At 51.3% G+C, this 14680-nt stretch carries 11 protein-coding genes; all 11 read left to right on the top strand.

What is annotated here, in order from left to right:
• The first annotated feature begins 12 nt into the window (after positions 1–12).
• The 11 genes from tssK (at position 13) to IM314_RS16590 (ending at position 14646) form a co-directional block, all read left to right on the top strand.
• Complete coding sequence (gene tssK / locus IM314_RS16640; RefSeq protein WP_193358958.1) at positions 13–1350, top strand: type VI secretion system baseplate subunit TssK; 1338 nt, start codon at positions 13–15, stop codon at positions 1348–1350.
• Positions 1347–2000 (top strand): type VI secretion system protein TssL, short form, encoded by a 654-nt coding sequence (tssL, locus tag IM314_RS16635; protein ID WP_193358959.1) that lies wholly within the window; start codon positions 1347–1349, stop codon positions 1998–2000. The genes tssK and tssL overlap by 4 nt, the downstream gene beginning before the upstream one ends.
• Positions 2001–2003: 3 nt before the next feature.
• Positions 2004–3728 (top strand): OmpA family protein, encoded by a 1725-nt coding sequence (locus tag IM314_RS16630; RefSeq protein ID WP_193358960.1) that lies wholly within the window; start codon positions 2004–2006, stop codon positions 3726–3728.
• A gap of 5 nt (positions 3729–3733) precedes the next feature.
• Positions 3734–4225: a type VI secretion system effector Hcp gene (gene hcp / locus IM314_RS16625; protein WP_193358961.1), complete on the top strand. Its 492-nt coding sequence runs from the start codon at positions 3734–3736 to the stop codon at positions 4223–4225.
• A 158-nt stretch (positions 4226–4383) separates the two neighbouring features.
• Positions 4384–7020, top strand: coding sequence for a type VI secretion system ATPase TssH (gene tssH, locus IM314_RS16620; RefSeq protein ID WP_193358962.1), 2637 nt, complete (start codon positions 4384–4386; stop codon positions 7018–7020).
• A gap of 14 nt (positions 7021–7034) precedes the next feature.
• Positions 7035–7490 (top strand): STM2901 family protein, encoded by a 456-nt coding sequence (locus tag IM314_RS16615; protein WP_193358963.1) that lies wholly within the window; start codon positions 7035–7037, stop codon positions 7488–7490.
• Positions 7487–7807: a DUF1493 family protein gene (locus tag IM314_RS16610; RefSeq protein ID WP_193358964.1), complete on the top strand. Its 321-nt coding sequence runs from the start codon at positions 7487–7489 to the stop codon at positions 7805–7807. Before IM314_RS16615 ends, IM314_RS16610 begins: the two co-directional genes overlap by 4 nt.
• A 42-nt stretch (positions 7808–7849) precedes the next feature.
• On the top strand, positions 7850–10381 hold the full coding sequence (locus IM314_RS16605; RefSeq protein WP_193358965.1) for a type VI secretion system Vgr family protein: 2532 nt from the start codon (positions 7850–7852) through the stop codon (positions 10379–10381).
• Positions 10382–10395: 14 nt separating this feature from the next.
• The gene (locus IM314_RS16600; protein WP_193358966.1) at positions 10396–12708 is read left to right on the top strand and encodes a hypothetical protein; all 2313 of its coding nucleotides are present in this window, start codon (positions 10396–10398) and stop codon (positions 12706–12708) included.
• A gap of 169 nt (positions 12709–12877) precedes the next feature.
• Positions 12878–13678 (top strand): SUMF1/EgtB/PvdO family nonheme iron enzyme, encoded by an 801-nt coding sequence (locus tag IM314_RS16595; RefSeq protein ID WP_227008775.1) that lies wholly within the window; start codon positions 12878–12880, stop codon positions 13676–13678.
• On the top strand, positions 13675–14646 hold the full coding sequence (locus tag IM314_RS16590) for an SUMF1/EgtB/PvdO family nonheme iron enzyme (protein WP_227008629.1): 972 nt from the start codon (positions 13675–13677) through the stop codon (positions 14644–14646). The genes IM314_RS16595 and IM314_RS16590 overlap by 4 nt, the downstream gene beginning before the upstream one ends.
• Positions 14647–14680: the final 34 nt, after the last annotated feature.

Below are 14680 nucleotides of genomic sequence, written 5' to 3'. Positions count from 1 at the left end.
GGGTGATCAGGGATGAAAATTTACCGCCCACTTTGGGAGGATGGAGCCGCTCTGGCCCCGCAACAGTTCCAGCAGCAGGTCCGCTGGAGTGAGCACGTTGCCAATATGGTCGCCCGGATGGGTATTTCTCATCCCTGGGGCGTGTTTGCAGCAGAGTTTGATGACGCTGCACTTGCGCTCTCGCGGCTGAATGCCATCCGTCTGGTCATACGTTTCCAGGATGGCACAATCGTTGATACGGACCTGGCGGATAATATTCCGCCGGTTTGTGATTTGTCTGCCGCAAACGGCGCTGAGGCTGTTGAGGTGGTTGCCGCATTGCCACTGCTGAGTGCCAGTGGTGGCAACCTCGATAATGGACAGGACAGTGAACGCCCCCGTCGCTGGAAAGCAGAACGTGTGATGGTGCAGGAACTTGCTGGTCATGAAAGCGGGGAACTCGCCATTCTACGTAATGCGCTAACCCTGCGTCTGTCCAGCCAGGAAAACACGGCATACCTAACCTGTCCGGTGACCCGTCTGGTACGTAATGCTCAGGGGAAGTGGGGCCGTGATCCTGCTTTCATTCCCCCGATGCTTTCCGTTTCTGCAAGTCCGTGGCTGACCACAGAACTGGGGGACCTACTGGTTCGTCTGCAGGTCCGCCGCCGTCGCCTGATGGCCATGCGCCGTGAAAGCAATGAGCGGATGGCAGACTTTGCTGTCGCGGATGTCTCCCTGTTCTGGCTGCTGAATGCCCTGAACAGCGCCGAGCCGGTGCTGATTGAACTGCTTCAGACGCCTGAGCGCCACCCGGAACTGTTGTATCGCGAACTGACCCGTCTGGCCGGCAGCCTGCTGACTTTCTCACTTGAGCACGACGCCAGCGATATTCCTGCTTACCAGCACGATGCACCGGAACGAGTATTCCCGCCGCTGCTGGCACTGCTGGACAAACTACTGGAAGCGAGCCTGCCGTCGCGGGTAATAAGTATCCACCTGGAGCATCAGGACCAGATCTGGAAAGGTGCCCTGCACGACGCACGTCTGCGCGAAGGGGCGGACTTCTATCTCTCAGTACGCTCCTCCATGCCGAACCATGAGCTTCAGACTAAATTCCCGCAGTTGTGTAAAGCGGGCAGCTTCGATGATGTTTCGGATGTGGTGAATGTGGCTCTGAGTGGGATGCTGATTAAGCCTTTGACGCATGTTCCGGCCGCTATTCCGTTGCGCCTTGAGAACCAGTATTTCTCGCTGGATCTGAGCAGTGAGGCGGCTCGCGCAATGCTTGAGATGGGCTGTTGCACCTTCTATACCCCACGCTCGTTGGGGGATGTTGATCTCGAACTCTTTGCGGTGCTGCGTACATGAATAAATCTGAACTCAGTCAGATAGAACATATCTTCTACCCGGGCTGGCTGATGGCCAGCCAACTGCGGGGTGGTCAGGAAGTGCGTGACGGGGAAGGGCTCTATCGCCGTGCCTGCAGTCTGGTACGGGAGGCGAAAGCTGCGCTCACGGAGGCAGGTTACAGCGACATCAGCCGTGACCATATGGTGTATACCCTTTGTGCACTGCTTGATGAGAGCGTGATGAACCGGGGAACCACCGATGATGGTTACCTGACCTGGCGCCGTGATCCGCTGCAGGCACACTTCTTCGGTACCCTCAATGCTGGTGAAGAGCTATGGGAAAGAATCCGTAATCTTCTGAAAGAAACTGCCCCTAATACCGCCGTCCTGACCTGTATGTATCGGACTCTGCAACTGGGGTTCGTGGGTCAGTATCGCGCTCAGGATGATGAGCGTCGGGAAGATATTGTTCGCGCTCTCGCAGAGCGGGTGCCCGCCTTCACATTGGCACAGGATGCCCCCATTGTTGTGCGCGCATCACGCCTGCGTAGCGGTCGTCGCTGGTACTGGTTGAGCTGGGTAGTGGCCGCCGTCGCTCTGACTGCGCTCTGGTTTTTCCTTTCGTCTTCGCTTACCGGGCTGGTAAGCCAGATTGTCAGGCCGGGGTAAGTGATGCGGGATACGTACCGAAGTCTGTTAACTGCTCTGGGTGCCGTTCTGGCGTTGTGGCTCATTCTGGGATTCTGGCCACTGTCCACGGGCAGCCGTCTGGCACTCGGTCTTCTGGTTGCTCTGGTGGCCGGAGTTATTTTCTGGTGCCTGCGTCGGGCTTCTCTGGCGCGGGCAACCGCTGTTCGTGAGATTGTGGATGAAAGCCTGCCGCCGGAAGATTTTCAGGGGGCGGTAATCTTTGTCTGTGGTGATAACGCTCCGCTCTTTGTGTCCGGAATCCGTCATCGGGAAACCCGGCAGGGCTGGTATCTGTGGGTAAAGGACGCAGAGCAACTGCCGCTCTTTGCGCAGCACCTGAGTTTGGTGCGCCCGGCTCTGGTGTCGCAAATCTCGGTCATGCTGGCGGTGGTGCCTGAGCAGCACAAATCCGGTGATGATTTTACCCAGTCTCTGCGGGGCTGGCAGCGTGCTGTCGTCCAGTGCCGCGCAGCATTTGGCTCCATCCCTCCACTGTGGACGGTAACCTGGGTATCACCACCGTCGGCGTGTGTGGAAGCCGAGCCTGTCTGGTTTACCACGGTAAACCAGCGGAGCGGTATTCAGGTATATCAGCCTGGCCAGGGCAATGTGTCACTGACGGAGTGGGCCCGGGAGGCTGGAACAGACGGACGTCTTTCCCGTCTGAGTCAGGGCCTGTGGCTGGACAGTCTGCTTGCCTGGCAGAATAGCGCGGTGAATGACTTGTTGTCGGTACGGCGGGGTGAATTACCCGTGATGAAGCCCTGTGTGCAGGGCATGTGCATGGTGCGGGTGAACGGCATCGTGGGCAATCTCTGGCAACAGCACATTACCTCCGTGACGGCGCTGCCACCGGATGTGGTCGTGGCCATAGAGCCACTGCCGCTACCTGAACTGCTGCTGCCTGCGCTGCCGCGCCGACATGGTGTCAGCCGTAGGATGGTGTTCTGGGGTTATGCCGGTCTACTCGGGGGTATTTTCCTTGCGCTGGCGATGCTGGCGTCCTGGGTGAATAACCAGCGCCTCATCCGTAACGTTGGCGATCATCTTGCGTTGTATCACCAACTGAGCGGTAAGCCAGTTGAACCGAAACTGCATGCGCAGCAGCGTCTGCGGGCTGATGGCGCATTGCTCGACGACTGGCTGCGTCGTGGGGAGCCACTACGTTATCGACTGGGACTTTATCAGGGGCTGCGTCTGGTTCCGCTCGTTGAGGCCGCTCTCAGCGACTGGGCACCTCCGCCACCGCCTCCACCGGTCATTAAGAAAATCATTCAGGGGCCGAAAACCATTCGCCTCGACAGCATGTCGCTGTTCGATTCCGGCAAGTTCGAGCTGAAAGCAGGCTCCACCAAAATGCTGGTGAATTCACTGGTTGGCATTAAAGCGAAGCCAGGCTGGCTGATTGTCGTGTCAGGGCATACCGATAACACCGGCAATCCGCAGCTGAACCAGACGTTGTCTCTTAAGCGTGCCGAAGCGGTACGCAACTGGATGCGTGACACCGGCGACGTGCCGGAAAGCTGTTTTGCGGTACAGGGCTATGGCGAAAGTCGCCCTGTCGCAACCAACGACACCCCGGAAGGGCGTGCGCTTAACCGCCGTGTCGAAATCAGTCTGGTACCGCAGGCAAGTGCCTGTCAGATACCCGGCAAATACCCGGCGCCATCGCAGGATGATGGCGTCTCAGAAAATAAAACGGAGTAATTAACATGGCAATTCCTGTTTATCTTTGGCTGAAGGACGACGGCGGCGCGGACATTAGAGGGTCTGTGGACGTTCAGGATCGTGAAGGCAGCATCGAAGTGGTGGCACAGCAGCACAACCTGTACATCCCGACCGATAACAACACCGGCAAGCTGACCGGGACCCGTATCCACACCCCGTTCCTGTTCACTAAGGAAATCGACTCCTCCAGCCCGTACCTGTACAAGGCGGTGACTACCGGTCAGACCCTGAAATCCGCTGAGTTTAAGTGGTACAAAATCAACGATGCGGGCCAGGAAGTGGAGTACTTCAACACCAAACTTGAAAACGTCAAGGTGGTGAAAGTGAACCCGGTAATGCACGACATCAAGGATCCTTCTTTCGAGAAGCATAACCACCTTGAGCAGATCGAGCTGCGTTACGAAAAAATCACCTGGACCTACAAAGACGGCAACATCATTCATTCCGATTCCTGGAACGAACGCGCCACGGCGTAATCCTGATGCGGGCAGGTTTTCCTGTCCGCAGTTTTTTGCTGAGCGCCTGGGACGCGGGCACTCAGCAAAGAAAAAACAATCTGCCTGCCTGACCTTATGCGCTTTGGTGAACAGCGAGGGGCGGTAGCGTGTCCAGGAACCGACAAAGAGAGAATCTCATGGAAAATCCAGCCATCCTGTTACGTCGTCTGAACCCTTACTGTGCCCGCGCGATGGAAGGGGCGGCATCGCTCTGCCAGACCCGTGCCCATGCCGAAATTCTGCCGGAGCACTGGCTGCTGAAGCTGCTGGAGCAAGGCGAGGGGGATCTCACTGTGCTGGCACGCCGCTACGAGTGGGATATGGATGGCATCTGGCAGGATCTGCTCGGCTGGCTGGATAAACAACCTCGCTCCGTGCGCCATAGGCCCCAGCTCTCAGAAGACATCCAGACTCTGATGCAGCAAGCCTGGCTACTGGCCTCACTCAATGGTGAAGAGCACATTCGCAGCGTCCATCTGCTGATGGCGCTGGTGGAAAAACCAAAACTGGCTCGTTGTGACGGCCTCTGGCCGTTGTTAACGCTTGGCCAGAGCCAGCTGGAGCGCCTGAGACCGTTGCTGGATGCGCAATCGGATGAGCGTCCGGAAATGCAGCGCGAAGCTGAGCTGGCACAGAACCACGGCGGTGAAGTGGAGTTTGTCGGGCGTCCGGCTGGTATGGAAATGGAAGAGGGGGAACTGAGTCCTGCGCTGCAGAACGCGCTGGATAAATTCACCCTTGATGTCACCGCCAAAGCGAAGGAAGGAAAGATCGATCCTGTGTTTGGCCGTGACACAGAAATCCGCCAGATGGTAGACATCCTCTCTCGTCGCCGCAAAAACAACCCGATCCTGGTCGGCGAGCCGGGCGTGGGGAAAACCGCACTGGTTGAAGGTCTGGCATTGCGTATTGCCGAGGGTAATGTGCCTGAATCCCTGAAAACGGTCACTCTGCGTACCCTCGACCTGGGCCTGCTACAGGCCGGCGCGGGCGTGAAAGGCGAGTTCGAACAGCGGCTAAAAAACGTCATCGATGCGGTGCAGCAATCACCGTCCCCGGTCCTGCTGTTTATTGATGAAGCGCATACCATCATCGGCGCGGGCAACCATGCGGGCGGCGCCGATGCAGCGAACCTGCTAAAACCAGCGCTGGCGCGTGGTGAACTGCGTACCATTGCGGCCACCACCTGGAGTGAGTACAAGCAGTACTTTGAACGCGATGCCGCACTGGAGCGCCGCTTCCAGATGGTCAAAGTGGACGAGCCGGATGACGACACTGCCTGCCTGATGCTGCGCGGCCTGAAATCCCGCTACGCTGAGCACCATAATGTGCATATTACCGATGATGCGGTGCGTGCGGCAGTTACGCTTTCTCGCCGCTATCTGACGGGCCGCCAGCTGCCGGACAAGGCAGTTGACCTGCTCGACACCGCCGCAGCGCGCGTCCGCATGAGCCTCGACACCGTGCCGGAGCAGCTGACCTGCATTCGCTCGCAGATCACCTCTCTTGAAATGGAGAAGCAGGCACTGCTGGAAGATATTGCTGTCGGCAATCAGAGCCATGGTGAACGCCTGACCGTCATTGAGCAGGAAGAGAACGATCTTATCGTTGCTCTCGACGAGCTTGAAACTCAATACGGGCAGGAACTGAAACTCACCGAACAACTGCTGGAAAGCCGCCAGGACATCTCCCGTCAGAGCGAGACGCACGCTCTGCAGCAGGAACTGCACGGCATGCAGCACAGCAACCCGCTGCTCTCGCTAGATGTGGATGTGCGCACCGTTGCCAATGTGATTGCTGACTGGACAGGCGTTCCGCTGTCATCGCTTATGAAAGATGAGCAGACCGAACTGCTTACCCTGGAAGATGAAATTGGCAAACGTGTGGTCGGGCAGGATGTGGCGCTCGCGGCCATCGCCCAGCGTCTGCGTGCGGCAAAAACGGGTCTCACCTCCGAGAATGGCCCGCAGGGCGTATTTCTGCTGGTGGGCCCGAGTGGGGTGGGGAAAACCGAAACCGCCCTGGCTCTGGCGGACGTGATGTACGGCGGTGAAAAATCACTGATTACCATCAACTTGTCCGAGTACCAGGAGCCTCATACTGTTTCCCAGCTGAAGGGCTCCCCTCCGGGCTACGTTGGCTACGGTCAGGGCGGTATTCTCACCGAAGCCGTGCGTAAGCGACCGTACAGCGTGGTGCTGCTCGATGAAGTCGAAAAAGCGCACCGCGACGTGATGAACCTGTTCTACCAGGTGTTCGACCGTGGCTTTATGCGCGACGGTGAAGGTCGTGAAATCGACTTCCGCAACACCGTTATTCTGATGACCTCCAACCTCGGCAGCGACCACCTGATGCAACTGCTGGACGAACAACCAGAATCCACCGAAGGCGATCTGCACGAACTGCTGCGTCCGATCCTGCGTGACCACTTCCAGCCGGCGTTGCTGGCCCGCTTCCAGACCGTGATTTACCGCCCGCTGGCGGAAGCGGCCATGCGTACCATCGTGCAGATGAAGCTCGCCCAGGTCAGTAAGCGCCTGAACCGTCACTACGGCCTGACCACATACATTGAAGAGAGCCTGTATGATGCGCTGACCGCCGCTTGTCTGCTGCCGGACACCGGCGCGCGTAACGTGGACAGTTTACTCAACCAGCAGATTCTGCCGGTGCTGAGTCAGCAGCTGTTGACTCATATGGCCGCGAAGCAAAAAACACAGTCGTTACATCTGAGCTGGAGCGAAGAAGAAGGCATCGGCCTGTTATTTGATGAATAATCGAGGTAGATGATATGGATACGGTTGAAGAACTGAACGGAACGTATTTTTTTGATGGTATTAACAACCTGACTGCCTGGGAACTGCTTTTCTGGATCATGGTTGATGAAACAGAAAAACAGCTGGGCATACAGGATATCGCAGGCGTTGCGGCTTTAATCCTGGGGGATAATAACATTGATATTCCCGGTAAACCGGAAACGGCAACCCGGGGAACTTCTCCGGCTTCGTTGTTTTTTCGCAGACATATCAGTTATAAATTTCGTAAAAGGATCTTACCGACGCTGACGAAGAAATCATTTTCGTTAAGAGGAATAAAAATTTTCTGGGTCAATAATCTGGGAGCTTTCGTCGGCAGGTCTGTTCCCGTTCTGGGCTGGGTGATCCTGGCACATGACATCTCCGTTATCAGTTATCGGACCGTTACCAAGTATAATAATATAGCCCGCGAAGAGGATAAAATCTGGTGAGCGAGATAACTGACGACAAAGTAAGGGATTTTATTCTTCATGAGCTACCGCTTGTGACCACTCTTTTTCTGAAGAAAGTGCTGGTCGACGATGATGTTGCCCTACAGGAACTTTATGAGGCTGACGACGTGGCGGATATGGCTGAGAAATATTTTTATTATTTTCAAGTTCAGCCGGATGGGTTCTCTGTCAATAATTATTATCCCTTGCAGGTAAAATCAATATTCGTATGTAAAACGAACATGCAGAAAAAACCACCGCTGACTATAAATATGTTTATTGAATCCGCCAGAGCAGGACGCTGGTTATATAAATAGTCGCAGTCAGGTAAAATAGATTATCACCACGGAGTCATTATTATGAGTCTGACGGACACGTTGCAAAACACTCTTTCCGGTTTGATTAATACCACCCTGAATCGTTATCAGCTAGATATTCCCTCCTGTACCTCGCCGCTGGATGTTGAAGATTTTTGCGGAACAGAGACGTTGAGTCAGCTCTACCGCTATGACATTAGTTTCACCAGTGCCGATAAAAACATTGATGCCCGCCAGCTACTGAGCAAACCGGCGACCCTGACCATGGGGGCGGGTAACCTGTTCTCCCAGGCGGAGCGCAAGGTGGTTCACGGGGTGGTGACCCATTTTGAGCGTATCAGTGGTTCAGCCGACCAGGCAGAATACATGATAACCCTCGAACCTTTTCTGGCGCTGCTGCGTAACCAGTTCCGCACCCACCGCTTTTTCGTCAACAAATCGGTACCGGAAGTGGTGGCCGAAGTCCTTCAGGAGCATGGACTTAAAGGCTGGGAATATGAGTTCACCCTCAAGGCCGACTATCCAAAGCGTGAGCAGATTAACCAGTATCAGGAAAACGACTTTGCCTTTGTTGAACGCCTGCTGGCGGAGGTGGGGATTTTCTACTTCTTCACTCTGCAGCCGGACACGCAAACCGAAGTGGTGCACTTCGCAGACAAGCAGAGTGCCTGGACCTTCGGTAAAACGCTGCCACTGAACAGCCCGTCAGGGGCAAATGACAACGGCGCTGATTCAGTGTGGGACGTGCATGTCTGGCATAACGTGGTGGCGCGCTCGGTCACCGCCAGCGATTATAACCACCGTGAAGCGCAGAATATCCTGACGTCCGTGCCGGCGGACATGACCCGCGGCGACGGCGAGGGAAACACCTACGGCGACGTGTACCATTACCGCCCGCGCCACCTTGAGCGTGGCGACAGGATTAATCCGGCGGCGGAAACCGGTAATTTCTGGGCTCGCCTGGAGCACGAGCGTTTTCTGTCGAACCAGACCACCATAACCGGCAGCAGCACCGACCACACCCTTGGCCCGGCACAGGTGCTGACCATCACCGAAACGTCCATCCCCCCGACGCTGCCCCGGGAAACGGAAAATGGCGTTGTGATTATCAGTGCCGGCTACACCGCCAGCCGTAAGAATGCGCTGAAGGTGGAATGGGTGGCCACGCCATACTACGAGAACCGCTGCTGGCGACCGGAAGCTAAAAAGCGCCCGGTGGTGAGTGGTACCCTGATGGCCCGCGTGACCAGTGCTAAAGAAAATGATATCTACGCCTGGCAGGATGCGTCGGGCATGTACAGGGTGAAGTTTGATGCTGACCGCGATGACAAGGGTCAGGGCCTGGAAAGTATGCCGGTGCGTTTTGCCAAACCTTACGGCGGAGACAAATACGGCTTCCACTTTCCGCTGATCCAGGGTACTGAAGTTGCCATTGCGTTCCACGAAGGCGATCCGGATCGTCCGTATATTGCCCATGCTCTTCACGATTCCCGTCACGTCGACCACGTCACTGAGGCCAACAGCACGCGTAATGTTATCCGCACGGCTGGCCTGAACAAGCTGCGGATGGAGGACAAGCGGGGTGAGGAGCACGTAAAGCTCAGCACGGAGTACGGGGGCAAGACGCAGCTTAATTTAGGACACCTGGTCAATGCAGAAAGGGCATTGCGCGGTGAAGGCGCTGAGTTGCGAACGGATGACTGGGTGAGTATCCGGGGTGGAAAAGGAATTTTCATAAGCGCAGATAATCAGCCCAAAGCGCAGGGGAAAATGTTGGATATGAATGCAGCTGTTGCACAGTTACAGGACGCGCTACAGCTGGTGACCTCTCTGGCGCAAAGCGCCAAAGCATCCGGAGCAATGGAAGCCGATACGGGGTCTCAACAACAGCTTGGTAAGGTTCTTGCGCAATTAAAAGGGGCTGGACTACTGGCTTCAGCGCCTGCCGGTATTGGTTTTATGACACCAAAAAATATCCAGATTTCTGCAGGTCATACGCTGACTGCAACTGCAGGTGAGAATGTAGACATGGGCATAATGAAAAAACTCACTGTAGCAGCGGGTGAAGCCATAAGCTTATTTGCCCAAAAGATGGGGATGAAGATATTCGCCGCAAGAGGCAAAGTGGATATTCAGGCGCAAACCGATGCCATGCGACTTCAGTCTGACAAAGCAATGAACCTCAACAGTGTCAGCAGTGAGATTGTGTTGAACGCGGCTCAGGGGATAACCCTGACTAGTAAAGGTGGTGCCTATATAAAAATCAAAGACGGCGCAGTGGAAATTGGAGCTCCCGGTAAAATAGATCTCAAAAGCGGGTCTATCTTATGGGGGGGAAGTGCGTCGCTTGAACAGGCTCTTTCTCCTGTGACTGTGAGTGATCCCGAGTTTCATAATCCTATGAATGGTGGATTCCAAATAAAAGATCAGGCTAATAATCAGCCTAAACCGTACATTCCTTATCGGATCGAGACAGAGGATGGACAGGTTATTCGTGGCGTCACGGATGAGAATGGCTATACACAGGCCCATTATGGTGTGGATCCTAAAGCAATCAAATTATTTTTTGAATAATCAGGGAGGGGATAGTGAACGAACAAGGAACACCCGTTGCGGAACATTCTCTAAGTAAAGTTGAAAAAAATGTTAAAGTTGTTATGCACAAGTCATGTCAGTGTTATTTTCGCATAGAGACACTTGAGTTAATTTTTATTGATGAGGGTGATGCCGCGGAGCTTGAAAAACTGATGAACAAGCTTAGCGAGGTAATAGATAAACAACATAAGGCCAAGATCAATTATTCTCGGGCAATAGAGGATTATGGTAATAATCTGAAAGATATTGCGAATAAAGATAAATTGCCTGGATATGAGGATAAGATCACTACGGCTGAAGCTGCTCTCGACAAAGCAACGAAAAATCTCCAGGCTGAACTAGGTGAATTTGATGAGAGTACGGGTTATAAACCCGTCATTGAGATGATTCCTGTTCAACCCTTAAATAAAGGAATGTTTGGACGTTGCTACTCTTATATAAAACAGTCTGATTATGACGCGTTTAAAAGCAAATTTACTATTGTTTCGGTTGATACATTCAGCGGTGATGCGATCTTTACTAAGGATGATAAAGGCAATATTACCGGAATCAATATCGGTGCGTTAAAAACTAAGCTAGTTGCTGCACAAAATGCCATCAAGCAGATGATGGATAATTCCATGACGGTCAGTGGGGATATTAGCTATGAAGCTACGCTGACAGAATGGGCTAATGCATGGAATAATCAATATAAAGAATATAGTAAAGACGGTAATTATATTGATGTTTCTGCTGGCGCACAATTCCTGAGGCTTACGGCTAATGCCTCAACGTTGAATACCTGGAACCCGGATACGGGGAATGTACATATTAAAGGCGAGGCGAAAGCGGATTTGACCGTCTTTTGCGGCAAAGTGAATTCAACCATTTATGTTCCAGATCGGGTCGGCTGGGAATTAAAATTTATGGTCAGTGATACCAAGGAAGCGAAAATTGGGATTTTGAGAGCAAAGATTGAGGGGGAGTTGAGGGGGTATGTAGGCGCCTCGGCGCAGGCGGAAGGCAATCTGCAGTTTGTTACGTTTGGTAATAAGCAGTTGCTGATGGGAAACCGAACGCCTGGTTCGCGTTTCGCTACCCGAAAAAAAGAAGGCGTAACCATTAATGACAGCAAAGAGAACCCAAAAGGGCTGGAACTTAAAGGGGAAGCGTTTGGTGGCGCAAAAGTCGGTGGTAGCATGGGCGGGGCGTTGCAATGGTTAAAGCCTTTCGATTCGCTGGTTGACGAACTCCCGAATATGTTGCACACCTTTGGACTGGATTCTCCGGCGCTAAAAGAAATTCTTCCTCCCATTAGTCAGTCAGAAAAGAAAAAAGGAGCGCATCTGGGGGAATTCCAGGATTTCGCTTCGCTAACTCTTGGGGGCGATGCGGAGTTAGGCATAGGTTTGAGTGGTGAATTTAGAGTCCGTTTCGTAAAAGGTAAGTTCAGATTCCATATTAAAGGTAGCCTCTGTCTGGGCGCAGGTGCGAAAGGCGAGGTAGAAGGTGAAATTACGCCTGAACTGTTTCCTGAGTTTGCTATCTGGGTTATTTATCAGTTATATGGCATTGATTATAAGCATCTGACTATCATTACTAAAGAAGCGTTTATGGCGTTGTCTTATGTTTTGATTATGGGTGGGCGAGCTATTTATGAGGAATATTATAAGAGTATTTCTGCTGAATTTGAAGATATAAAGTCGGATTTTAATGATTTTATTGATAAAATATCAACGCAGCTAACTGATGCCAAGCGTAGATCAACAGAGCGTAATGATTTTGCGAACGTGATTAATGCTAAGCCTGGCAGTGTGTATCTATTTTCTCCTGAGGCAAAGGGTATTGCCCTATATATCCTTATGGGTGACGGTGTATACGACCGTATAGATATCAATAACCAGGGGGATGGTTTTTTACCTGACACCAATAAAAATAGAAAGAAAGCTGTACTACATATTTTATCCAGTATTCAGACGAAGCGGGAATGGAAGAAAGTACTGACACGCATAACAAAGGATGGAATCGTCCACCCTGGCAATGAAGATGCAATCGTTAAGTTAGCTCAGGAAAATTTAACAATATTTTTACAGATAGGATTCAATCGGGATAAAGAACTCGAGGCTATTATTGATAAGTTAAACCTGAGAGATTTTGATAAGGTCATGAGTCGCCTGAAAAATAGCCCTGCCTACGGATATGCATTCTCACCGAACTGTTCGAAACAGTATTTTTTACACTGTGATGAAAATCCGTTTTATTCCTCGTTATGTCATTTTGTGCCCGTAGATACCCAGTATAAGCAAAAATGGGAGGGAAATGAATAATGTCAAAAAATCGTCTTGGTAAATATTGTCTCATTTTGATGGTTTTTGTCAGTGGTTGTGATAATTCACCGAGTGCAATAAAACATACACCGCAAGAGAAACAGAGATTCAGCGATATCTAAGCCGTGTTAAAGCGGATTTAGTCTATGTAAAAGGAGGGACTTTCTGGATGGGCGATTTCTGCAAGAAAATGAGAGACGGCGGCCCATACTGCTCTCCAGAGAAAGACACAAAACCACTTCATGAAGTTGAGCTCAGCAGTTATTCGATCAGTAAGTTTAAAGTCACGCACGAAGATTATGATTTTTATTTAAAAATGGCCGGTTTGCCAAAGCGGAATTTTAAAGACAAGTTTAAAGCAGATATGCTGGCGAGTATGAACTATTTTAAATATAGTCCTGCGGTAATAACCTGGAGTGAGGCTGAAAATTATTGTTCTTGGTTAAAGAGTGAGAGTGGATTACCCTATGCTCTTCCAACTGAAGCTCAGTGGGAATATGCCGCACGTAGCCGTGGAAGGAATATTTTAGTGGCAACGGATGATGGGGTTTGGCGAGAAAATGAGAAAAATGGAGAAGGAGAAAACTATGCTACTGATGAAGACCGAAATAAAGTTGAAGAACGGTTTGGAGTAAATGGTTTACTTGTGTTTTTTCCAGTTGATAAATATCCACCAGCTTCATTCGGTGTATATGGCATGGCAGATAATGGTTACGAATGGGTTAAGGATTGGTACGACCCTGAATATTATCAACACTCTCCAGGGAAAGATCCTCAGGGGCCAGAAAAACCTGTTGTTAAAGATGAGGATACCGGCCAGTATTGGAAAGTGCGGCGCGGAGGAGATCATCCGGAACCTACTGGCGATGTTGGTCTGACTTTTTTCCGCGGTTATAATATTCCAGATAGTGATTTCCCTGATGGCACAACAGTCCGATGTGTGGTTAATTATGCGGAGCCTGTAAATTGAAAAATATAAAAAAGCAATGGAGTATTTTATTGGTTCTTATTATTTGCGGTTGTGATGATTCAACGAACTCAATAAAACATTCCCCGCAAGAACAAGCAGAAATTCAGCGCTATCTAAGCCGTGTTAAAGCGGATTTAGTCTATGTCCATGGGGGTACCTTCTGGATGGGCGATTTCTGCAAGAAAATGAGGGGGGACGGCCCATACTGCTCTTCAGAAAAAGATACGAAACCACTTCATGAAATTGAATTGAGCAGTTTTTCCATAAGTAAATTTAAAGTTACCCATGAGGACTATAAGTTCTACCTCAAAATTAATAATTTGCCCGCTCAAACATTCGATAAAAAATGGAAGAATGCTACATTGGCAGAAATGAATCATTTCAAAAATAGTCCAGCCATAGTAAATTGGACTGAAGCCAATAATTACTGTATTTGGTTGGGGAGGGTAACTGGCTTACCCTTTGCACTCCCGACTGAAGCTCAGTGGGAATATTCTGCTCGTAGCCGTGGTCAGTATATTCTTGTAGCCACTGATGATGGTGTGTGGCGAGAAAATAAAAAAAACGGGAAGGGGATAAATTATGCTACGGATGTGGATCGCCAGGCTGTAGAGGATATGGTCGGGATTAATAGTACATCCGTTCATTTTCCCGTCAATGCATATCCTCCATCGCCTCTTGGACTTTATGGCATGGCCGATAATGGTTATGAGTGGGTGAAGGATTGGTATGATCCTGATTATTATAATGTAGCCGACAAAAAAAATCCGCAAGGGCCTGAGAAACCTGTTATTAAGGATGAGCGAACAGGCCAATACCGAAAAGTATTGCGGGGCGGTAATAACCCAGACCCCACTGGTGATGTAGGATTAACATTTTACCGTGGTTACAGAATTACAGATAACCCTTATCCTGTTAGCACTACGGTTCGATGTGTAGTTAATGCACCTGACCCAATAAAAGAATGACTGGCTCATTTTTACTAATGTTCATTTATAAACA

Source organism: Enterobacter cloacae complex sp. P42RS, from assembly GCF_014930595.1.
Classification (GTDB): Bacteria; Pseudomonadota; Gammaproteobacteria; order Enterobacterales; family Enterobacteriaceae; genus Enterobacter; species Enterobacter bugandensis.
Note: the sequence above shows the minus strand (reverse complement) of the source record. Positions and strands in the feature narration are given on the sequence as shown.

Excerpts from the sequence above, each read along its gene's own strand:
- tssH (WP_193358962.1), top strand. The coding sequence starts at position 4,384 with ATGGAAAATCCAGCCATCCTGTTACGTCGTCTGAACCCTTACTGTGCC.
- tssK (WP_193358958.1), top strand. The coding sequence starts at position 13 with ATGAAAATTTACCGCCCACTTTGGGAGGATGGAGCCGCTCTGGCCCCG.
- IM314_RS16630 (WP_193358960.1), top strand. The coding sequence starts at position 2,004 with ATGCGGGATACGTACCGAAGTCTGTTAACTGCTCTGGGTGCCGTTCTG.
- hcp (WP_193358961.1), top strand. The coding sequence starts at position 3,734 with ATGGCAATTCCTGTTTATCTTTGGCTGAAGGACGACGGCGGCGCGGAC.
- tssL (WP_193358959.1), top strand. The coding sequence starts at position 1,347 with ATGAATAAATCTGAACTCAGTCAGATAGAACATATCTTCTACCCGGGC.
- IM314_RS16605 (WP_193358965.1), top strand. The coding sequence starts at position 7,850 with ATGAGTCTGACGGACACGTTGCAAAACACTCTTTCCGGTTTGATTAAT.
- IM314_RS16595 (WP_227008775.1), top strand. The coding sequence starts at position 12,878 with ATGGGCGATTTCTGCAAGAAAATGAGAGACGGCGGCCCATACTGCTCT.
- IM314_RS16615 (WP_193358963.1), top strand. The coding sequence starts at position 7,035 with ATGGATACGGTTGAAGAACTGAACGGAACGTATTTTTTTGATGGTATT.